This is a genomic window from Mucilaginibacter inviolabilis (assembly GCF_011089895.1).
Lineage (GTDB): Bacteria > Bacteroidota > Bacteroidia > Sphingobacteriales > Sphingobacteriaceae > Mucilaginibacter > Mucilaginibacter inviolabilis.
On record NZ_JAANAT010000001.1, the window covers coordinates 1,661,140 to 1,684,743 of the forward strand.

A 23,604-nucleotide genomic window follows, 5' to 3' on the forward strand; every position below is an offset into this window, starting at 1 on the left:
CCATAATTTATTTAGTGAATTTGTATCCAGGGTAATCTTGCTGAATTATTTGTATCGCTGCTGGAGAAACAGTTGGACTATAAATGATTTGGCCGCCATTAATTTGTGCCATATTATTATATCCCCACGTAAAACCTCCTAGTAATCGATCGACACCTGTGCCATTGTAATTTTGGGCGACTACTATAACATTAAATGTACTTATGTCATTGTAATAGGCGCCATTTTGCTCATCCTGGAATAGAATCGTTCCACTCGTTCCATTCCAGGTTACACCAGAAGCAACCTCACCAGGTGTTAGATAGTATGGCGCATTAGGTTGTGCCGGTCCATTTTGTTTACCATAAGGTGAATTTATACCACCATCAACAAATCCAAGCTTCCTGCTCATTCCAGCATTGCCTGAATAAACTTGAATAATTTGCAAACCAGATGCTTTTATACCGCTTACACTAAAATTTGCAGCAATTCGATTCATTTCCCAAACTGAACTTGAGATTGAAACGCTTCCTCTCTGGTTGGCACTATTCGAATTTACAAATTGTTGGCCATTTCCACACCAAGAGGGCAAATTTCCTGAGGAAAAGGCGTTGATATTTACTTCCTGTAGCATCGTAGACCCCGGCTTTCCACCTGCCGCCAAGGCCATGCTGGCAGCATCGGTCGAAGCAACGTTTTGAACAGATCCAACTCTTTGTCCTGTGATATAATTGATAGCTGCTACTGCATTCCCTAAAGTCCCAATACCTTGATTGATGTCGTATATCACCGTTCCCATAGGCCCATTATTGATTGGTATCCCTCCAAATCCTGTTGAGCCCCATCCACTTCCACCTCCTCCTCCGTCACCACCACCTCCATATATCCATGCGTCAGAAGACGCCTGGTTTTGGGCCGAGAAAGCATTAGGACCGGATATACGGGAGTCATCATCCTGTCTCAATAAATTTCCCATAGGGTCATTGTTCATCATCGGGCTATTACCCGCATACTGATAACCGGTCATACTTTCAGCTGATTCCGCCACTGGATCAATACCTGTCCATCGTCCCAGGGCCGCATCGTAACTCTGGTAAAAGTCTGGTAATAATCAGACAGGGGGCCAAAATCATTCTGCTATTGTACAGACTCTTATGTCAAAAGATAAACAACCCATTATTTTAAAGAGCATCAGCCTCAATAGTTACAAACTATTGTCAAATAAATTGCAGATTCACAAACATGCCATTAGTTACTATTCACGCGCGGCATACGTGCTCCAACAAAGACTAATACATTTCGATTAACCAGTTATCACAAATAAGAGATTTCCTTAATTATATTTTGATCACATTTTTCCTCTTTCAGATAGTTTAATAATTCTTTAAAAAACTGGCTTTTGAGTGAATAATATATCGAAAATTTGCGAGGGCCATTAACAATAATGTTATAGCTTTCTGTTGCCGGATCATTATTTAAATGTTCAGAGTTTGTATAGAATTCTTTATGCGTGAAAACGAACTCCTGAATTGCCGTAAGTGTTTTATTATCTGTTGTTATTCTATTATATCTTATCTTAATATACTCCTCTTTTTTTTGTTCTGTTAACGTTGCTGAATCCCCCAACATCCCCTTTAGTTCTGTTAACTGCTGATCATTAAGCTTTATAGTCATTTTTTGGGTACCTATCCAAAAAATTCTATTTATTTTTGTTTGTATTCCAGTATGTACAAACTCAATAAATTTATTTGAATCATTAGTTTTTTGTGTACAATTAACCAATGACAATATTATTAAAAGTAACAGGTTTAGTTTACTCATGGCTATTCGTTATTTAATTGGTGGGTTATTATAGTTGAAAATTATATTTTTTTGAGTTTGGGACGGAGTCATGGAAAAATGATAATCAAAAGGATTAAAAAACACGCTACTACCTTGTTGACGATATCCCCAAGTAAATGTGCCAATATCGAAAATAAATCCGTTGCTGGTTACGCCAACTAAAGTAGTTTCGGCACTGAAAATTCGACTTCGAACTGAAGAGGCAGGGTTATCCTCAAAAAATGACGTTGCATTATTAAATTTTGCTTCTCCCTCTAATTGTGATTGTGTATAGTAGAATGGGTAGTTAGAAAATCCGTCATATTTGTTAATATCGTAATACTTACCGTTTAAATTATCGGAAATTGTTTGAATCCATTGATAAGAAAAAAATTCTTTTCCAGGGGCGCTATTAAACTTTATATTAAAGCTAACCCCCCAAAGTACATCATTACCATCTAAATAAGTCGTTTTATGAAAATCAACCCAAAATGTACCAAACCGAGTAGTTATCCCGCCACCATAGGACGTTCCATTTAAGCTGGTGCTTACATTTCCTGAGTTAGCAAATCCAGTCGACGCATACATGGACTGCTGATCAATCCTCACTGATCCATCACCATCAAGAACTAATTGCGCTCCCATGCTGAGTCCTACCTGATTTTCTATTGCGGCAGCTGTTCTAAAATCATTACCCGAAAAGCCTAAATGAGTAATACTGCTGCCTGTATTCATTCCATCTATAACATCCTGACTAAAACTTAATGCAGACTGCCAAAAAGCACCATAAATATTGCCAGCGCCACCACCTCCTCCGTCACCACCACCTCCATATATCCATGCATCAGAAGACGCCTGGTTCTGGGCCGCGAAAGCATTAGGGCCCGATACTCGGGAGTCATCATCCTGTCTCAATAAATTTCCCATAGGGTCATTGTTCATCATCGGGCTATTACCCGCATACTGATACCCGGTCATACTTTCAGCTGATTCCGCCATCGGATCAACACCTGTCCATCTGCCCAATGCCGCATCATAACTCCGGTAAAAAGTCTGATAATAATCGGGCAGGTTCCCAAAGTCGCTCTGCCATTCGCTGCCCCCATTATACAGATTCTTGTTATCATTGGTGGGTGTCGCTACCGTACTACCCGGCATGATCAGACCGAAGGCATAATAACTGTTCTCCTGTCTCACCTTGGCTATGCCACCTGTGCCCGTATTATCAAAAGTAACCCGCACATTGCCCTGCTGGTCGGCAATGGTATATTCCCTGCTCAGGGTACCGCCATTATTTAATACACGTCCTTCGGGCATCGCGAAATATTGTAAGGTTCCATTCAAATATACAAAACCATCGATATAATCCGTCGTGGCCTGCAAAGTGGCTACGCCCCCCACATTATCATATTGCCTTTTCCGGAGCAGGGTACCATCCATGTTATAACTGTAATCAATATACCGGTTGGCCGAGGAGCTGAAATAAATCCTTTCGGTACGGTTAAGCACATTATGGGAGATACCTGCAAAACCTTTATAAGGGTCGGACGTAAGGTTGCCATTACCATCATAGGTATAGTTACCCGTACCGCCCGTCAGGTTGCGGAAACCAGCCCCGGTATAGCTGGCTCCTGTACCATCGGTCACTGATAATAACTGGTTAGGATTGGTACTGCTATAGGTATAGGCCAGGTTATCGATGCCGGTATGCGTGCCCGCGCCCTGCATGGCGCTGTTGCGGTAAAGGCTCAGAATATTCCCATTCTGATCATAGCTGATCCTATCTTCGTCCCAGCCATGGGTGGTGGTAAAGGCCCCGGTGCTGGCCGTGGTACGCTCGGCGTATATGGCTGCCGTATCCCGGTTCAGCGCATCATAGTAATAACGAAAAGCCCGCTCATAACTGTTGGTACCACCGCCATCCTTGCTCATCCATTTAACCGCCGAAACTTTGCCATTGTAATAAGCTGTATTACCCAGGTTAGCATCGGTCTGATCATACAGCAACTGTAAACCAAATACATCGTTAGCATCGCTGTTGGTTACCCCGGCATCATTGCTCAGTTTGCTGTTATTGATACTCAGCAACTGTCCCCGGATATTATACCGCATATCCACATTTTGCAGATAAGTGCTACCGCTAACCTGACCCAAACCTTTTTTAATCACTTGCCCCAATTCGTTATACGTGTAAGCGGCTACTACCGAAGAACTACCGCCATTATACGCCTGGCTGACCGAAGTAATCCGGTTCCGGTGATCATAGGTAAAACTGGTCTGTACCGTTATGGTAGTGCTTGCCCCGGTCTGCTTGGAGACTTTTGTCACCTGCGGTACACCTGTAAAATCGGGCACGGTGGTGCTTTTGTCTGTCAGGGTTAGTATGTTGGTAAAGTTCAGATGGTTATTACTCTGTGTTTGTATCGGGTTTCCTCTTTTATCATAAAAAGTGGCCCTGGTCATCCAGGTGCCGGCCACGATACCTGGTCCGATATCGAACATCAGCGTCATTGTGGGCATATCTTTTACCGCTGCTGTGGTCGCAGTGCCTTCACCGGGCAGACCCTGGGCCGAATAGCTGAAATTAGGTGTACCATCCATATCGATGTCATAATCATCGTAGTAGGCATAAGCCAGGGCAAATGTATTGCTTGTTGGAAAAGCCACATTGGTGTAATAACCCGTTGAAAGAACGGTGGAACGGCTCTCGTACCAATTGGTACCATAGTTGGCACTGACCCAGGCCTGCATAGCTACCCTGCCGATATGTGTGGCATCGGCATAAATACCCTGGCTCACCATCCGCCCTTTGACATCGTATTTGATGTAATTCCACTGGTTGTTTATCCGCATGTTCGAATCCTGCAGCAATACGGGACGGTTATAGGGATCATAAATGGTCAATACCTTGCTCTGGGCCGGCACTGTTTTTTCTACCAGGCGGCCCATGTTGTCATATACATAATGGAACACCAAATTGATGAGGGGCGCCGTAGTCAGGTTATAACTGTTAGCTGCCAGTTTGTTTACCGCAAGCGGGGGAATGGTATAGCTCAGCATTCCCGCGTAGTTATACACGTAATAAGTATCGAGATTACCACTAGAGAGAACCTGACGTTTTAAAATAACACGACCGGCTATATCGGTAAAGCTCACTGTTTCGGTATTATCTTCGTCTTTGCCATCGGTCACGGCCAGTGTATTATTGGCATAATAGGTGCCTGCGGTAAAACTACCATCAGGGTTCCAGACCAGAATATTACCATCACTGGCACTGTTAAAACGGTAGCTGACCGTTTTGTAATGATTCCCGCTTACAGTCGGCTGAAAGCCGTTCCCGGCCATACCGGACTGCAGTACACGTTGCAAAGGGCTGTTTTCAAACACCTGCTGGGCATAAGGAGAAGCATCGGTAGCAATCAAATATTGCGAGGTCTGGTTATAAAAATTTGGCTGCGCAGTACTGATCGCCGTGGAGCGGTAACTGCCGGCGGTATCTGTACTATTACCCGCATAAGGCAGGTAGCCGATCGTTTGTCTTCCCAGGTTATCATAGGCGACCGGCTGGATAATATCATTCTGATTGGGGCTAGCCTGTACAGCTACCGACTGAAGCGGACGGCCCATGCCATCATAATATACCCTGGTGGTTTGCTTTTGGCTAAGGGTTAGCGCCGATAGTTGGGCATCAGTCGTTACACCGGCGACTTTTACGACTTCCTGCTGGATAAACCCTATACCCTGGGCCACGGCCTGTAGGCAACCGGCAGTCAAAATTAACGTGAACAGGGTCAGGTATATTTTTTTATTCATGTGATGATGAATATTAGGTTTTACTGTTTTGATGATCGTTAATACTACTTATTGTCCGTAGGTACAACTGGTATTATCCGTTTTGAAATTGATGGTGTGACCGGCAATAAAATTGAAAGAAAAACTATAACCCGTTGAATTCCCTGCACTGCTGTAAGTAAAGCAACCGCCATTGCTCGTATTGTTTTGGTCTATATAGCCCACATATTTCCACCCTTTTCCCGTGTCCGGGTTGTATAATCCACCCACTGTGTATATCGTTACATTGTAAGTACCCGCGGCAATGCTAGCCCCGTTCAACTGGCCTGTATTAAAAGTGTAAGTATTAGAGCTGTTGCTTAGCGTAACACTACTGATACCCCCACCGGTTGTATTGGTGGAATAGGTTAAGTTAACAGGAGGTGGCGGCAACACGGTAACGGTTTGGGTTGTTGTTTTTTGACCATAATAAGGTGAACTAACAGTTAGGGTAACGGTATAGTTCGTGGCAGTGCTTACCAGCGCAGAATAAGTATGGGTCACCGTACCCGCCTGGGTCGTATTGAACGGTGCTGTCCCATCCCCAAAGTTCCATTGGTAATTCACGCCGCTACCATAGCAGCCATCAACAGCGCTATTGGTAAAAACAACCGGCGTGGTATTATAAATATTACCGGTGGTGCTTACCGTAAATGCAGAACTGAAATTTTGTATGTCAGTCGATAAAATGTACAAATTCTTTTGCAAGATATTCCTGTCCTGATCAAAACTATATAATGTCCTGCCCCATTGGTCATTGGAGTAATACACAGATACGCCATTGGTGTTGGTTGCTGCAATCTTATAGTGCGTGGTGACATCATAATTCATGGTATTCACCGTCGCATTTTCGGGGTAAAAAAGCACATCATCCACGGAAACATTTACCGAACAGCTAACCTTTGTAGTAAAGCTCGGTGTCATATTATTAACCGGTATTTTCCACTCATAATAGGTCCAGGTATTATTTCCGGCCACCGGCTCAGTATAAGTGTAGGTTTGGCTGCCGGTGGTAGTCAGCGCGATCACCACATTACCAGCGGCCGCTGTATTTAACCATACTGAAAAAACATAATTATTGGCCTGGACATTTTTAGAAGTCTGGGCATTGAGCCATTGGGATGTACCCAAGCCAATGGATTTTGCACTATGGCTGCCATTAGGAGAGAAACCACCGTCAGGGTTACCCGCAACGGTAAATGCATGACTATTATCAAAAGCGTTATCAAAATCGTTAAAGCTGACCTCGGCAGCAGCCGCATTTTTAATAGTCACCAAAGGCTGATGAGTACCATATGTTGCAATAACTCCATTAACATGCTGATGGGCATCATCTGCGGTTTGCAATACACCAGCGCCATCGTATGCAGTATAATTGGCTGCTGCAAAGTACCGGTTATCCCAGCTGAAAATACCTGACGCGATAGTAGATGGCTGAAAATTAGTAATACCGTCGGGCGCAATCAATTTGAGAGATTGGGCCGGCAGGTAAAATGTATTGGCACCTGAGGTGAACGTACCGAATTTGGTGAGCGCTCCACTGATGGTATTGGTAATCCCACCACGCTGCACCTGCTGGTAGGTCTCAACCGGCGTATTGATGTTTAATTGCTGTAAGTGATAGATAGCGGCAGTCGGGGCATCACCGCCTGAAGTAGCCGTTGCGTAGTCTTTGGTATATTTGATCTGTGTGGTCAGGATGCTGTTGTCGCTGTTGGTCACCTGCGTCTGGGTGGGCAGCTTATGGCCGGTTCCGGCATAAGTATAGCTCACCGAACTCTGCCTTGCCTGGCTAAGTGTGGGCGAATCAAACACTTTTTGGGTTTGGGTACTGATCAGTTCGCTTGTTGCCGCGTAGATATTGTATTTCGCATAAGCTTTCACCCCGTTATTGTCATCGAATTTAAAAGCTGTAACCGTTAAAGGTGCCCCTGTACGCTGGTAGGCGTAATTTGTTTCACTTACCTCTGTTCCGGTCTCGTTATAATTGATCACTTTTTGTATCAGCCCCCTTTCCATATCATAGTTGGCAGCAGGCGGAAAGGGATAAGTATAAATATCGTTTTTTATGGGCCCATAGGACGCACAGGTGGGTCTGGCCATATTGGTTATAGTCGGGCTCCATTCTGCCGTAGTACAGGAGCCACATCCCGGGATTGCACTGTTATCCCATTCTGTGGCCGGAACATAATATTGATAAAGGGTGGAACCGGCACCTGTCCTGCTTTCTTTGACGTAACCATACATGACGGTGTGGTCATCATTGGACAGATCAGTTATTGAAATGGCCGTTGCATTATTCCATAAAGTATTGCCTGTCGCTGTACCGGTATAGGGAATTGTGAAGGCAAAAACGGGTAAAGTAACGGCTTTCCCGCTGGATTTACCTGTGACCGGGTTTAAATAACCGTAATTGCGTACCATATCATGCGCTGTACTTATACCATCATTATCGGTGATTTTTTTTACCCGGATGCCATTCCCATAGGAAATTGTATTGGAGGGTATGTCCAGATAATCATTGGGTTCATATGTCAAAGTGGTGGTTCCTCCCTGTGCATTGATAATGGTAGCCAAAGAACCCGTCGTTATTGTAGTCGGGTCCACATATTTTCCGGTGACGCCGACAAAGTTGGTATAATCAGGTCCTGCTGCGTTGGGGTAAGTATAGTTGGTATATCTCGGGTAAGCCGTATTGGCGGGATTAACATACACAAACGGGATCGGTGACGTCGAGTTATTCGTATTATAATAACCCCAATAGTCGTAACGGTTTGTCGATGAATCAGGCAGTGTGGTCTGATAATTGAAAATATTTCCCGTGGAATTGGTCTCTCCATAATAGCTGAACTTATAATTGACCGGTGAATTGCAGCCGATATCTTTAAAATCGCGCAGGAAATTTCGGTAATAACCGGTGTTATCCTGTTTTATAAAAACGACCGGACTGTAGTCGAACTTGAAATTCCGGCCTGCACCAGTGATATTGGTCACATAGGGAATATTCGTTCCACCATTTCCAATTACATAGGTGTCCCAACTTAAAGCAAGGTTATCACCACCCCCGCTTATGGAATAGACCGTTTGAAGATTTATAGTTTGTTGCGTTAAATACTGAACGGAACCAGTGGTAGATCCTGCAATATAGAGGGTAACCGGATCAGTGCTTCCCCTGGGAGTTCCCCCGCCATATCCTAAAGTTATGGCATTACCATTGGCATCCTTTATACTGGTCAGGTGCCAATTATCATAAAAATCAATACCATGCTGGTATTGATAATAGGTGGTCTTTAAATAGACAGGAGGGGTAGTAGAGCCTGTTGGCAGAACGGTCGTTTGTGTGATCTTGTCCGGGCTGGCAAAAGTATAGGTTATACCTTTATCATTAATGATTGTGAACGAAGTTATAGCGCCCCCCAGGTTACCGGTTCCGCTATTCTGCGTATAGGTAATTTTCAGGTCCTGATAGGAAAGCAAACGGATTTGATGGTTGCCGTCAAATATAAACTGACAAGATAACCCAGGCGCATTGACATTAAAAACATCCGGTTCGGTATCCGTAGTATAATTAAAATTGGCATTGATATAGTTGATATCAGTGATCTCATCGGAGCAGGTGGCGGTATTATTATCATTAGCTATGGAAAAAGCATTGATCTTAGCCGGGGCCGTATTGCTGCTGCTCAACCATCCTAGGGAGCTAATACCGCTATTATCCTGGGTTACGTCATCGGGGAGCCCTCTCAATTGCCGGCTGATCTGCCCTCCGGCCTGTAAGGTCCAATTCATGCCAGCCGAGCTTTCTACGTCCTTGGGTTTTACACCGGTTGCATTATATACCAGGCTGATCGGTAAGGAGACCTGTCCGCTGCTGATCGTGTAGACAGGGATAACTACATTACCCGTTCCGGTTAGCGGATTAACGCTTACCTGGCTTTGTGCGGAGACGATGAATTGGCTAAATAAGAAAACGGAAGTAAAAAAGTAAAATAAACTTTTTTTCATATGTTAAATGGCGATAAGTTTAGGAATAACCCGATGGTAACCTGGTATTTAAAGGCTATTTTTAAAAAAAACAAACCTATCAATTATAGTAATATTATCTGATTTTATATAAGATGAAACAGTTTATTTTTAATTAAGCGATATTTTCCAAAAACTGGGCTCGAACCGCAGTTGTCGATTAAAATAAATGATAATTAATGTGCAAACGTTTGCGTGGTTCATATCTTCATAAAAGATCCAGGATTGGAAAGATCAAAAGATCGTAAAAGAATTCTATATACCATTTAAATCACCGATTGTTATCAACTGCAAATCGCTGATGGAGTGACTTATCCGGTTGTGCGCAAATGTTATCCATATTGTATCCTATACCGGGAGCAAAAGCGGTCTTCAATAAGATCGACAGTCCGCATTCCCCAAAACAGCATATTGATGGATATCCTCTAATTTTGTAAAGTCATTGGCCCAAGGGCCAATGACTTTACTTTTACTAGCCGACAAGTCAAGGAGCTCAGCCCTTTCGAAAGTCCAAAGTATCCATAAAGCCTCCCGAACACGGCCTATCCGATCATCGATCAGGCAATTATTTACCCCAATTCACCTCTGCAAGTGGTCTCGGCATCGCATCGAAAATGGTTTGCCTTTTCTGGTCAAGCGGCAATTGGTTCAGACGGCCATAACGGCGCATATCTATCCAGCGGTGTCCTTCATAAAAAAGACTATACCTGCGCTGTTTTAATAATTCGTCAATCAAAGCCTCTTTAGTAAGCACTCCGGTATAAACCGGCCGGCTCCCCGCCTGAGTGCGGACGATATTTAGGGCATTTACCGCGTTTTGATATTGCCCCAGCTGTATCATACATTCTGCATAGATAAGGATTAATTCCTCATTTCGAATGATCGATATAGGTGTCAAATTAGTTGGATAAAGGGCGACATCATATGAACCCGAAATACCAACCAGATTTGCGGCTGAGCTACGTAATGCTACTTTATTCAACCGGGCATCGCCGGGTTCGGCATCCGCAACAAAAGCATTGTTCGCCACTACGGTAACCGCATTGTTAAGAGGCTGATACAAAGGATTGAGCGCATCCGGTGCCACACCCCAGTTAAATACAGGCCCTGTTGTTAAGGGGCCGTCGATTTTGAAAAAGGAAGCATTCAAATCATCCAGTGCAATTTGCCAGTTCTGCTGGTAGATATCCACGCGGGCTGCAACTGCCCGGTTGAACTGAAGAAAAGTAAGGGGCGTATCAAATCCAGCAAAACCAGAAGGCGCATTGAACATAAAAGCATTTCCTGCTTGTTTGAGTTGATTGGCTGCTGTATCAAGTAAAGCCTTAATCGATGTAAGGCCTGCCGCATAGGACACAAATGGTCCTGGATTTAAATAATCAGAGAGGTCCGTACGGATGCCATTTTTGCCCTGCATATTGAGAATATGGAGCATTTCAAAGGCAATAACGGTATTGGAGAATCCTTCCACACCCAGTTTTTCCTGCGCATTTATCGAATTGGTGTTAAGCGCTGACTGTTTCAGAATAGCTGCCGTCTGGCGGGCACTGCTGAACGAAAAATAATAACCATTATAAAATGCCCCGGGGTCAAGCGCACCGTTAAGACCGGCCAACTCATTTACCCACCTGGTTTCCGATTCATTGATCACATAGACTTCACGTCCAAGTGTCCCGGCAACCTTGCAGTAAGATTCGTAACTGCTCGTTCCGTTACCTGGATTTGTATTGTACCCGGTTCTCATGGCAGAAAAAGTGCCGATAGCTAATTGTGTAATTTGACCACGAGTCGCGTTTTTCAGCACGGTTGAAAGTTCGGCACCGTTTGGATTAGGAATCTCCGGGTTATTGAAAACTTTATTACAGGCGAATATCGTCAGTAGCCACATGATACAGGTAGCAGCGACAAGTTTGTTTTTAATTGGTGTCATTGTTAATTTTTTTAAAGTAAAATCAATTGATTGGGAAATCAGAAATCTACACCGAGGTGGAACAATACCCGTTTGGTATAGGGAGCGCTGACAATATCATAATTACTCCCTACCGAGGTTTGACCAAAGGCAGATACTTCAGGGTCCAGACCCGTATATTTGGTAATGGTGAGCAGGTTATTTCCGGAAACGCCGAGGCGCATTCCTTTGATAAAGTTGCCAAACATTCTTTGCAGCTGATATTTGTCAACCGTATAGTTCAATGCGATCTCCCTCAACTTCAGATAACTGGCGGGTTCGATAAAATATCCGGCTGTCAGCCCTATTTGTCTGGCAAGGCCGGTAGGTATTGCAGGTCCGGGAATCCTGTTTCCAGAGGCATCGAAATGTGTCGGAACCATCCAGTCCGCGCTTTGCCCACCTTCGTCCTGTTGGAACCTGGTGAAATTACTTACATAGCTTTTATAACTCCAGTGCAGCAGAAATGACAATTCGAAGTTTTTTAAAAAATCTATTTTATTATAACTCGTCAATTGAAATTTGGGTTGTGCATCACCATATTTGGTCAGGGTACCATCCGGTTTTACAGGGGTTCCCACGAATTCGGTCGGAGATTGTCCAACACGCAATTCATTAAATCCATAAAGCGCACCCAGATTTGGTCCCGCAGCAGAAGGTGGAATGATTAGCCGGGTGATCAGGCTGCGGTTATACCAGTAATTCAATATGGTGGTCCATTTAAAGTTCGGATGATTGACTGGTGTTGCACTTAAGGACAATTCAAGGCCTTTATTTTGCAGATCTCCAATAGGGTAACCCGTAATGCTGGAATAGCCCACAGAAGGCGCCAGGGTAAAAGGCTGTAATAAATTCTTCACCTTTTTATTATATAGGGTCAGTTCAAGTGTGATCAGGTTATGGAAAAAACCGAGATCTGCGCCATATTCTATTTCGCTGGCAATCTCATATTTAACCTTATCATTACCCAAGGTAATTGGTGCGGTAACCCCCAGTTGGTTTTGGTAAACCGTTGGATTTAATTGACTGAAATTACTACCAAATGCAGCCGGTCCGCCGGTTTGCCCGTAGGCCACCCGAATTTTGAACTGGTTGATCGCATTAACGTTCCAGAAATCAAATTTCGAAATATTTGCAGCCAAGGCACCTTTTGGAAAGGGATAAAAAGTATTGTATGCAGTGTTAGTTGTATTTTTATCCACCCGCAACGCGGCGGTTGCAATGATGCGGTCTTTCCAGTTTACCTCATGCTGCAAGAAAGCGCCTGTATTGATCAATTGCTGAAAATAGCTATAGTTGGAACGAACCGCAGCATTTACCGGGTTGATTTGTCCGGTTTCCAGCCCCTCGCCTTGTACTGCGTTAATAGCCAGATTCTGGTTAAAACGAACCAGGCCGGCAGAGGTGGTATTGGTAAAGTCAGTACCATAAAGAGAATTCACCAATGCCAGTTGAAAGTTGGTATTGATATTTCTGTCGTTGGTAAAACGGGATGCACCCGGATAGCCGCTGATCGCATTAACCTGAGATTGTGCATCATCAGGCGCATATAATTCTGCCTCTGTCAACAGGTAATCGATCCCGCCCTGAAAACTTGCTTTGAGATGATGGTGATCCTTCTTAATGAGGGTATAATTAGTGGCAAAAGACTCGATGAAACGGTTGGTCGTTTCCTTGTTGATAAAGTCGTCAATAACGTGAAACGGATTTTCCGCGTAATATGGATTTACCGGGTAAGTTCCATCTGCATTGCGATGTATCTGTGCATAGGCGGGCAACGATGTCAGGTTGGTGCCGATGTCAACACCATTATTATCATTGTTTTCCCAGCCCCTGTTGGTGACATTATTGATGTAGTTGGAGTTAAACTGCAGATCCCAGCGATCGTTGATAGTATGGTTGATGTTGGCTCGTAGTGTAGCCCTTTTGAAACCTGTATTTTTGGTAATCCCGTCTTCGTTGTTGTAGCCTCCTGAAATATAAAATCGCGTATTGGCAGAGCCTCCGCTTAAACCCAACTGGCTATAAGTACCCAGGGCGGTGCGCCCGTAGATTTCTTTGGGGTAATTATAGATCTGACCTGCAGCTTTTGCCTTTAGATAGGCAGCAATTTCAGAGTTCTGTTGTGCCGTATCGCTGTAAAATGCCTTTATTTTGGCCACATCCCAGCTACCGTAATTTAATAGTTTTGTAGCAGAAATAGCTGCCACATCCTGGCTAAAACTGATCTTTGTTGGGCCATTGAATCCTTTTTTTGTGGTAATAATCACCACACCGGCATTTGCCAGTGTGCCGTAAATAGCAGCCGCACTTGACCCTTTCAAAACTTCCACAGACTCAATATCTTCTGCATTAATATCTGCCAAACGGTTTGCCAGATTATCCTGACCCTTGGAAATGCTGTTTGCCCCGGTAAAAGCGTTCGTTCCCCGACCTGCATCAAAACTTGAATTATTAAGAATGACCCCGTCCATGATAAACAACGGCTGAGAACTGCCGGTAATGGATGAAATTCCCCTTAACTGCATCGAAACACCGCCGCCGGGCGCACCGCTCATTTGCGTAATCGTGGCCCCAACAATCTTACCGCTGAATGCTCCATCCAGCGTCGAGGGCGTGACGGTTCCGGTAAGGCGCGCGGCGGAAAGTGACGTGACCGCATTCGCCGCATTACTCCTTTTAACATTGGTAGCCAGGCCCGAGGTGATAACTACTTCTGCCAATGCCTGGCCTACAGGATCAAGAATAACGTCCAAAGTTTTAGAAGAGCCTACTTTGATCTGCTGACTTTTGTAGCCGATATAGGTAAAAATCAGCAAATTGTCATTGCCAGTTACTTTGACGTGGTACATTCCGGAGGTGTCAGAAGTTGTGCCGTTTGTGGTACCCTTGACCCGCACGTTTACGCCCGGCAGTAACTCTCCTTTGGTAGAAGTTATCCGGCCACTGATCATCGCCTGGCCAAAAGCATTGTTTATTAAAAAGAAAGCCAAAAGTAATGTTATTGCGCTGGCCATGTTGACCTTTTTACAAGCGCTGTTTTTGGGGAAGGAAAATATCCGGAATAGAAATTTTATAATATTTTGAATTAGACGTATTTTCATAATCACTGATTAATTTTTCTGATGAAATGGTATTCTAAATGATTGATTTCAATTTTTTTTTACATGCCGTTGGGACTTGGAGGTTCGGCCCCCGTCGTTCCGTAAGCAGGATGGTAAAAAATTGCGCTGAACAGTGATCTTTTAATACACGGTCTAAGAATTGGCTTTTTCATAACCGTCAATTAATTTTCGAATAAAAAATTTTAAGATTGATAACGCGGCAAATAGGTTATCGTAGCGGTAGTAAGTAATTAGGGGGCTCTTTATCCATCGTGTTTAATATTTAAGGGGTTAATAAATATTCCTTGTGGAATGTGCCGCGAAGATAGATTGCCCCCTTTGAAAGAACCGTTAGAGGAAGGACAGAAATAAATTATAAATTCATTAGAAAAAAACAGTGAAATAAAGAGGCAAAATAATGGTTTGAAGCTCATTATACATTAAAGCAAAATCTGTATATGCAACTGTTACCATCAGCAAAGCAATATGGATATGATGATATCCGAAAAGGTCACGAACTTCATCGCTCGAAAACAAAGCAAAACATATTTATGCAGTGTTTCCTGCGTAAGTTTTCTGTGATTTGCCCCATGCCCAGGGTCAGAAAAGAAACAGTTAAAGAAGCAGAATAATCGTTGTTTAGTATTTTCGGAACGTAAATATTGAGCAAAGCCGCGTTACTTTGCCTTAAATTGTTTTTTAAATTTGACCTATAGACATTACAATTTCAGATGCTATTAGATATATAATTTGTGATTTACGCATAACTTTAGTTAGCGGCAATTTAATCATAATGGCGCTTTTTCATAGCGAACATCATTCAGACTATACCGTAACATCTATACCTGTGAAACACCTTCAGCGCTGCTGTTGAGCATTGCCAAAAATAATCTTCCCCGGTGCGGAGTGCATTCCTAATTTTGGTTGCCATTGCCTCATCTTTACCGCTTGGCTTGTTTTTACAGGATTCCTTTATCCGGCTCCTTAGTTTTTCTTGGTAGTAGTCCTAAGACTCTTTACTAATCATTTATACAAGAGATTTCGAACTTCTAAGGCTTTCCTCCTCTTCCCTTTTCTAATTCTTGAAGTATCCATTATGTGCAGCCCTTAAGTTGGATATTTCTATAACATCTTGTCAATTCAACAACGAACAATCATCACTAGTTCATTAAGGCAAGGATAGAAGAACTTCAGATAATTTCTTATGATAAAAATGATTAGTAAAACACAAATATCTTTTAATATAATACGGAAAAACTTGAAATGATTCATAAAGTTTTATCTACTACAAAGAGAATCTAATCATCATTAAATCTTGCTAAAGTTTTTCTTCCGATGTCATAAATTACTTTAAACCCGGGCTGACTATCGCTTAAACGTCCGGGAGACTGGTGTAATCCTAAAATAAACTGACCTTTCAAATGTTTACCCATAAAAGCAGAGTATATAAAGTCAAACCGGTTATAAATAGGTTTAGAATAAAACGGATCAGCAAAAGTTAAATAATTAGGGTCCCCTCTATAAAACTCATCAAATATGGAAAAGCGTTTATAGCTCATATAAACACTGGCCACAAACCCTCGCGAGATTTTAAAATTATATAAGGTTCGGGTACGGTGCGCTGTACCCATGCCGCCAATTTCAAATTTTAAAGAATCAAATATGGTGCGGTGACTGAAATCAAGTCCTAAACGGATTTGAGCGCCGCCGCTATCCTGAATGGCAGCAGTAGTATCGCTTTTAGAACCCGCATCATGTTCAAACAGAAAAAAGTGTGAAATGTAAAACGGGTGTCCGGGATAAGGTATAAACGTACCCAGCTCACCAGCCATAAATTGATTTCGGTCAGTGGGCGTCTGCCTGCTAATCCAGTCAATCCACGCTGTTTCATATCCTAACTTGTGTCTGCTTCTGATCAACAAACCCTGGACATTAGGTCGATAATATTGCATAGTATCGTTTAATAATGCACGTGGGTATTGCGTTAGCAGATCCTGTCGGGGAAATTGCCCGGCATTAAACAACCAATGTTTACTATTGTAACTATAATAAGCAACAGGATCTGCTTTCAAAAAGTAAGGCTTTCCGCCAAATTCATGTAAGGCATTAATACCAACTACAAAATGGTTCGAGCTATCCAGATTATATCCCAGATCAAGTGCAGTGCGTGTTCCTGAAATGGTTTTTCGCAACGGAATTAAAGCGTCATATTCATGATCGTCTAAAAATGCAAAACCATTAAAATGAATATCAAGTGAATTGGTTGTACCCGGAGTTTGAGAACCCAAGATCGTATGAACTGAGTCATTGGTGTTGTTTTGCTGCTGTGCAATAACAACAGGGGCGGTTAAAAAAAAAGAAATAACCGTTAAGTATATTTTAGGGGACATAAAGAGTTTTTTGACGAATAAAAGTAGAATTATTTGTTACTATCCGCATGACCATAGCCCCCCAGACCTCTTCACAGAACTACCAAAACACCTTGAGAAAGATGCTTTGCAATGGATTTTCCTAAAATAGACGAGAAGAGTGAAGTCTTTAAAAAAGTTTGATTCAACAATGCAGGCGCATATTTTACTTGGAAAGTCATCCTAAAATTAAGCTGTCTAGAATCGTTTTTTTTGAAAAAAAAGGCGGATATTAAAATTCTCTAATATCTATTAGAATGTCTTAATCTTCAATACAATACCTTTCTGGTAACCTATCTTTGAACAAGTTTTATAAAATATTTAGCCAAATGAACATATTGCTGATCGAGGATGAACCCAAAGTAGCTGGCTTTATTAAAAAAGGATTGGAGGAACAGTTTAACCAGGTTACGCTGGCTTATGATGGTAACATGGGTTGTAGGCTCGCATTAGAAAATGACTTTGAATTGGTTATTTTAGATGTGATACTGCCGCATATTAACGGATTGGAGGTATGCAAACAAATAAGGCAATTCAAGAAAGAACTTCCTATCTTAATGCTCAGTGCATTAGGTACAGTTGGAGATAAGGTACATGGGTTCGAAAATGGAGCGGATGATTATTTAACTAAACCTTTTCATTTTGATGAGTTACTGGCGAGGATCAAAGCACTTGACCGGCGCCGGACAATGGTCTCTATCGGTACGGTTTTTCAGGTTGCGGATTTGCAAATGGATAGTTATAGAAAAACGGTGACCAGGGGTGGAAAAATGATTATGCTCACGGCAAAGGAATTCACTTTTCTAGAGGTACTCATGTATAATAAAAACCGGGTGCTGTCAAGGGTTTATATTGCAGAATCGGTATGGGGTATCAATTTTGACAGAGGAACTAATTTGATTGATGTTTACATCAATTATCTGCGTAATAAAATAGACAAGGGGTATCCAGAACAATTAATTCATACCATTATTGGTATGGGGTATATGATTAAGGGTTAGTTTTGTCTTTTAAGAGAGGAGGATACAAGAGTTGAAAGTTAAAAATAAGCTATCGCTTCAATTTACCTTTATGTTTGCGGTATTACTCTTTATGGTACTCATGGGTACCTATGTTTTTGTTGAACAAAGCAGGATTAAAACTTTTTTTAATAAACTGGACGACCGTGCGCTCACTGTTGCACAGTTTTACCTAGCCGAGGATAACTTATCAAAAGAAAATTTCAAAGATGTTCTTAAGAAGTTCCCTCAATCGTTATCCGATGAGTATATCCGAATTTATGATGATAAGTTTCAACCCAAATTCATAAGGGAGAGTTCAATTAAATGGGATACCAATATCCTTCAACGGGTTGTTTCGGGAAAACGGTTACATTTTTCCCAGGGAGACAGGCAGGTAAGCGGCATTTATTACCGGGATAATTCCGGGAATTTTATTATTATGGTTTCGGCTATTGATTTGAATGGCTATAATGATATGCACCAGTTGAGGATCATTATGCTGTTTCTTTTCTCTGTTTCCTTGTTAGTCACCTTTTTCATAGGCAGAATATTTTCCAGGTTTGCCTTATCACCTATTGTTAATATCACCAGTAATTTAAAAAGGATCCGGGCTTCCAGTCTTGATCTGAGATTACCCCTCGGTAAGAATAAAACAGACGAAATCGATAATTTATCCTTGACCATTAACCAATTATTAGAGCATTTGGAACAATCATTTGAAAACCAACAGTCATTCATTTCAAATGCTTCTCATGAATTGCGCACTCCAATAACTATCATATTGGGTGAAGCGGAAACCACCATTATGCGAGAACGCAAAAGTGGCGAATATCAACAGGCCCTGATTAATATTATAAAGGAAACAGAACGTCTGCATTACATTATTAATAGCTTGATGGAGCTAATGCAAACCAGTACAGACAATCTAAGCTTTCAGAATATTAGAATAGATGAGTTGCTTTGGGAAATAATTGATGAGTTATTAATTAAAACGAATGAAAACCAGGGTCATATTCAATATAAGGCGCCTGTTGATCGTTCAAAATACACCTTATTTGGTAACAGGCAATTACTTGTTATTGGTATCAGTAACATTATCAAGAATGCCATAAAGTTTTCTGGTGGTAAAGATGTTTATTGCGAACTATTCAGCGACGTAAAAGGTATTAATATCGTGATACAGGATCAGGGTATTGGGATAGCACAAAAAGATCTGCAGCGAATATTTCAGCCCTTTTTCAGAGCATCCAACGCACTTAAATATTCGGGATCCGGAATTGGCTTATCCTTAACGCAGAACATCGTTCGTCTTCACAATGGTATCATTGAAATCAAATCAGAGATTGGTAAAGGAACTGAATTTCGTATTATTCTACCGGCGTCTATTTAATCCTACCTGTTTATCTATTTTTTTTATACATATGCCCTCCGGCATTTAAAGAAATTAATTACTATTTAATCTCCTCCTAATCAAGGTTTAAGTATGCTTTAATTAACGATGTATACTTTTGGTATTATGACCACAAAATTTGTTTGCGGCTAGTGCCCAACGAATTGCTTTTGACAGACTTACTCTGCGTGTAAAACAAGCTGAAACCAACAAGCAACACGATAAATGATTCGGCTCTGGGATACGCTCCGTAACTGATGCTGCAGCAGAAAATGGCACAATAAAAAATACACCGATGGATAAAAGGAATAATGGAATTCTGTTAGAAACTCGTTTCCTGATACCGTGTATTATGGTAATACTGTTGTTACTTGGCGCTTGTAATAAGGATGTGGATAGTGACGGATACTTACTTGTAACGGTTAAATATAAAGGCGCAGCGGTGAGTCAGGCTACTGTTTATATCAGGAAGGATAGTTTATACCAGCCCCTGGTTAAAATGATCAAATATGATAGCGTTCAAAGGGCCGATGGCTCAGGTGTAGTATTATTCAATAATCTTGAGGCTGGCAAATATTATATCTATGCAACAGGTTCCGGCGTATGTGGAACTGATAGTGTAACGATCAGGAAACGCTATCGCGAAAATAATTATGATATTGTTGTTAATACTACTATTATCAATACAACTAATTAGTAGTCCATTAATTGTTGAATACCCTATAAGGACTAAAGGTCACCAAATAAACCATATCTCATAAGACTACATTATAACAAACTCATTTTCAAATATTTTAATATTTCAATACAGCTATTATGATGCGCTAGTGTCATGTGCCTATTGTTTACCTATTCTGAAGGATATAATGGATGAAAAGGAATATTGGAACACATTAATAAAAATTAACCCTAATCTAATATCCGTTCAATCTGGTATTGAACGCTCTCTAATATCCCCCGTTTAGTTTTGGCGATGTAATTGGCATACGGTCATTTACAATAAAGCCAAGCTTATGAATATAAAAAAAACACTACTTATTTACATTGCTTTGATGTTGTTTTTCTCTTTAAAAAACTTTGCCCAGACACAAAAAATATCAGGAACGGTAGTTGATAGTGCTTCAAATGTTATCCCCGGTGCGGTTATCCGGGTTCATGGAATGGCAGCTGCCACCACTTCAAATGCCGAAGGTAAATTTGAGCTATCATGTGGCCCTGGAGCAACCACCCTTCTGGTTTCCTCTATTGGGTACAACAACCAAGTCGTGAATATAACTGGGAAGCATGAGGTTAAAATCTTGTTATCATCAAACACAAATGAGTTAAAACAGGTTGTGGTAACAGGCTATACCCGGCAAAACAAAGCGCAGACGCCGGGTGCAATTACCACGCTTAAAGCTGCACAATTACAAAACGTGCCGGTAGCCTCATTTGATGTAATGCTACAGGGGCGGGTACCTGGTTTATATGTAGGAACACCTACCGGACAACCGGGCGAAGCCGGAAGGGTTACCCTGCGTGGTATCGGGTCTATTAATGGCGATGTACAGCCCTTGTATATTATTGATGGCATACAAATATCAAATACCTCCTTTTCAGGTCTTAATCCTGATGATTTTGAATCGGTAACGGTTTTAAAGGACGCCGCCTCAACCGCACAATACGGATCAAGAGGGGCTAATGGTGTAATTGTTATTACCACTAAAAAAGGTAAATCATGGGACGATGGAAAACCCAGAATAAACTACACAACTTATTTTGGTATATCACAGGTGAACACTTCGCATATGAATCTGATGAATACCGATCAGCGTCTTCAATTTGAGGCCGACATTAAAGACCCTTCTTTGCCTGGTTGGGAATACTCTCTTAATAATCCTAATAAACTGGTGGGTGGTGTTCTGATTCCCAAAACACCGCAAGATTACGCTTTTGGAACCTCCTACCTGGATAGTTTAAGAAAAATTAATACCAACTGGACCAAAACTCTTTTGCGTACCGGTTACACGCAATCACATGCATTAAGTTTGTCTGGTAATGATAAAAACACCAATTATTATTTATCTCTTTCCTATTTAAATCAACAAGGTATTGCCATAAATTCGGGTCTTAAACGGTACAGTATCCGGTCGGATGTACAAAATACCAGTGGGAGACTCAAAAGTACATTAAGTATAGGATTGGTTCAATCCAATATACAGTATATTCAAAATGAAGGTACAGCTTCATCCGGTGGCGCTACCGCGGGTGGTGGCGGTTTATCGGCAAACAATCCTATTGCTGCATCTTATTTTGCATTACCTTATGAACATCCCGATGCCAATGATACAGGTCCGGCCAATGTGGGGTCTGATGCATTAAATCAATATGCAAATTCCCAACTAAAAGATACCCAATTAAAATCGGTTATCTCCCTCAACGAACTTTTTCGCCTTACCAATACACTACAACTTACAGGGACAGTGGGTTTAGAATATCAGCAGGATCATGTTACTCAAAACGTGAGTGCAAATTCTTATTATGGCCAACAGATTAGCAATGGCAACCAGGGGATGTATCAGGACAGTATTACCATGAATTACAGGGTTGTGGCAACTGGCGGTATTCGCTATTTGAAAGACTGGGGAAACAAAAATGAGATAGAAATAAACTTGCTTGCAGAATCAAACAGATACATAGGTACCTATAATGGTTATACCGGTTATGGTTTAACATCGCAGTTAACAAACACTCCTGCTGCTATTACCCCTGGTACAGCTACCAACAACTTTATACCTAATGTGGCTGGTGCTATAACCCCAAACAATCTTTTGTTATCTCAAATTGCTCTGTTCCGGTATTCGTACGGTAACCGTTTCACGCTCACCGGTAGTTTACGCAGAGACGGAACTTCTCAGGTTCCTACCGGCGCCCGTAACATTGTGCTTTATGCTCTGGGTGGAAAATGGAATTTGATGGAAGAATCATTCATGGCTAACCAGCATATCTTTAGTAACCTGCAATTAAGGGGTAGTTTTGGTGTTACTGCAAATGGAGGTGGTTTTACAAGCGACTTTGGATACCGCACCTTATATGGAACATCCAATTATGGCGGCAGCCAGGCTGTCATACCCACTACACCAGGTAATGCTCAATATACATGGGAAAAAAACCGGATTGCCGATGCAGGTATTGAATTTGGCTTTTTTAATAACCGGATTACCGGTGAACTAGATCTGTATAATCGTATAACCAATAATCTTTTTGTAAATAAAAACTTGTCGCTCACTACCGGGTTTTCGTCTTTGGCAACCAATTCAGGCAGTGTGCGGAACAGAGGTTTGGAGCTGGCGCTTGACGCACAGATCGTCAGAACAAAGGATCTTAAATTTTCAATGGGGCTAAACCTGGCTTATAATCAGAACAGGGTACTAAGCCTCGGCGGACCAAACATGCAATTTATTGATCAGATATCCATTAATCAGGTCGGATTACCTGTTGGTACTTTTTATGCCGTAAGATGGGGCGGTATAAGCCCGCAAACCGGGGCTCCTATATATATTGACAAAGCGGGTAATCCTACCAGTGTTTATAATGCTGATGATGCTGTTCCACTAAAAGCCACCTGGGATCCTCCTGTTAAGGGCGGTGTTAATCTTTCCCTTAGTTATAAACGTTTCGATTTTTCCATGCTACTGAGTTTCATACATGGTATGTCACGCCTATCCTACCCCTACTTTTATAGCCATTCCGCCGACCCTAATTACCGCAACTATAATCAATCGGTTGATATGCTGAAAGTTTGGCAAAAGCCAGGTGACGTTACACCGTTTGCGGGAGCTCAATATACCAGTCAGATTACCTCAAATGATGTACGCAGCTCTGACTACATCAAACTTCGTAATGCATCAATCAATTATTCCATTCCGGTAAACGGCGAATTGGCTAAACATGTACGTGGTATCAAAGTATTTGTACAGGGGCAAAACCTGTTAACTTTTACCAAATGGCAAGGATATGATCCCGAAGATGCCAATGATATAGCCCAATACGAATACCCGATGCCCCGTATTATAACTGCCGGCATCAATGTTTCCTTTTAATCTATTTAATACTTAAA

At 41.9% G+C, this 23,604-nt stretch carries 11 protein-coding genes; 4 read left to right on the forward strand and 7 right to left on the reverse strand.

Going from position 1 to position 23,604, the window contains the following annotated elements; genetic code table 11:
* Positions 1 to 7: 7 nt before the first annotated feature.
* From G7092_RS06745 to G7092_RS06775, 7 genes are all read right to left on the reverse strand, one after another.
* Positions 8 to 1,006, reverse strand: a complete 999-nt coding sequence (locus tag G7092_RS06745) for a hypothetical protein (RefSeq protein ID WP_166087479.1) — start codon at positions 1,004 to 1,006, stop codon at positions 8 to 10.
* 287 nt (positions 1,007 to 1,293) lie between these two features.
* Entirely contained in the window at positions 1,294 to 1,800 is a 507-nt protein-coding gene (locus G7092_RS06750; RefSeq protein WP_166087481.1) for a hypothetical protein, read from the reverse strand.
* A gap of 9 nt (positions 1,801 to 1,809) precedes the next feature.
* A complete protein-coding gene (locus G7092_RS06755) occupies positions 1,810 to 5,613 on the reverse strand; it encodes a DUF6443 domain-containing protein (protein ID WP_166087483.1) in 3,804 nt (1,267 codons plus the stop codon).
* Between the two features lie 48 nt (positions 5,614 to 5,661).
* Complete coding sequence (locus G7092_RS06760) at positions 5,662 to 9,636, reverse strand: PKD domain-containing protein (protein ID WP_166087486.1); 3,975 nt, start codon at positions 9,634 to 9,636, stop codon at positions 5,662 to 5,664.
* Between the two features lie 583 nt (positions 9,637 to 10,219).
* Positions 10,220 to 11,584, reverse strand: a complete 1,365-nt coding sequence (locus G7092_RS06765) for a RagB/SusD family nutrient uptake outer membrane protein (RefSeq protein ID WP_166087488.1) — start codon at positions 11,582 to 11,584, stop codon at positions 10,220 to 10,222.
* Positions 11,585 to 11,622: 38 nt separating this feature from the next.
* A complete protein-coding gene (locus tag G7092_RS06770; protein WP_166087490.1) occupies positions 11,623 to 14,706 on the reverse strand; it encodes a SusC/RagA family TonB-linked outer membrane protein in 3,084 nt (1,027 codons plus the stop codon).
* Positions 14,707 to 16,004: 1,298 nt separating this feature from the next.
* Positions 16,005 to 17,096: a lipid A deacylase gene (locus G7092_RS06775; RefSeq protein WP_166087493.1), complete on the reverse strand. Its 1,092-nt coding sequence runs from the start codon at positions 17,094 to 17,096 to the stop codon at positions 16,005 to 16,007.
* A gap of 347 nt (positions 17,097 to 17,443) precedes the next feature.
* Between G7092_RS06775 and G7092_RS06780 the strand changes: the two genes are divergently transcribed.
* The 4 genes from G7092_RS06780 (at position 17,444) to G7092_RS06795 (ending at position 23,587) form a co-directional block, all read left to right on the forward strand.
* Positions 17,444 to 18,115, forward strand: a complete 672-nt coding sequence (locus G7092_RS06780) for a response regulator (RefSeq protein WP_166087495.1) — start codon at positions 17,444 to 17,446, stop codon at positions 18,113 to 18,115.
* Positions 18,116 to 18,185: 70 nt separating this feature from the next.
* On the forward strand, positions 18,186 to 19,505 hold the full coding sequence (locus tag G7092_RS06785; RefSeq protein WP_166087496.1) for a sensor histidine kinase: 1,320 nt from the start codon (positions 18,186 to 18,188) through the stop codon (positions 19,503 to 19,505).
* A 295-nt stretch (positions 19,506 to 19,800) separates the two neighbouring features.
* Entirely contained in the window at positions 19,801 to 20,202 is a 402-nt protein-coding gene (locus G7092_RS06790; protein WP_166087498.1) for a hypothetical protein, read from the forward strand.
* A 316-nt stretch (positions 20,203 to 20,518) separates the two neighbouring features.
* Positions 20,519 to 23,587 (forward strand): SusC/RagA family TonB-linked outer membrane protein, encoded by a 3,069-nt coding sequence (locus tag G7092_RS06795; RefSeq protein WP_166087501.1) that lies wholly within the window; start codon positions 20,519 to 20,521, stop codon positions 23,585 to 23,587.
* Positions 23,588 to 23,604 lie beyond the last annotated feature (17 nt).

Bases quoted from the DNA above. Each gene is read 5' to 3' on its own strand.
- G7092_RS06755 (WP_166087483.1), bottom strand. From the start codon at position 5,613: ATGAATAAAAAAATATACCTGACCCTGTTCACGTTAATTTTGACTGCC.
- G7092_RS06780 (WP_166087495.1), top strand. From the start codon at position 17,444: ATGAACATATTGCTGATCGAGGATGAACCCAAAGTAGCTGGCTTTATT.
- G7092_RS06745 (WP_166087479.1), bottom strand. From the start codon at position 1,006: ATGACCGGTTATCAGTATGCGGGTAATAGCCCGATGATGAACAATGAC.
- G7092_RS06785 (WP_166087496.1), top strand. From the start codon at position 18,186: ATGTTTGCGGTATTACTCTTTATGGTACTCATGGGTACCTATGTTTTT.
- G7092_RS06790 (WP_166087498.1), top strand. From the start codon at position 19,801: ATGGATAAAAGGAATAATGGAATTCTGTTAGAAACTCGTTTCCTGATA.
- G7092_RS06760 (WP_166087486.1), bottom strand. From the start codon at position 9,636: ATGAAAAAAAGTTTATTTTACTTTTTTACTTCCGTTTTCTTATTTAGC.
- G7092_RS06775 (WP_166087493.1), bottom strand. From the start codon at position 17,096: ATGTCCCCTAAAATATACTTAACGGTTATTTCTTTTTTTTTAACCGCC.
- G7092_RS06765 (WP_166087488.1), bottom strand. From the start codon at position 11,584: ATGACACCAATTAAAAACAAACTTGTCGCTGCTACCTGTATCATGTGG.
- G7092_RS06750 (WP_166087481.1), bottom strand. From the start codon at position 1,800: ATGAGTAAACTAAACCTGTTACTTTTAATAATATTGTCATTGGTTAAT.
- G7092_RS06770 (WP_166087490.1), bottom strand. From the start codon at position 14,706: ATGAAAATACGTCTAATTCAAAATATTATAAAATTTCTATTCCGGATA.
- G7092_RS06795 (WP_166087501.1), top strand. From the start codon at position 20,519: ATGAATATAAAAAAAACACTACTTATTTACATTGCTTTGATGTTGTTT.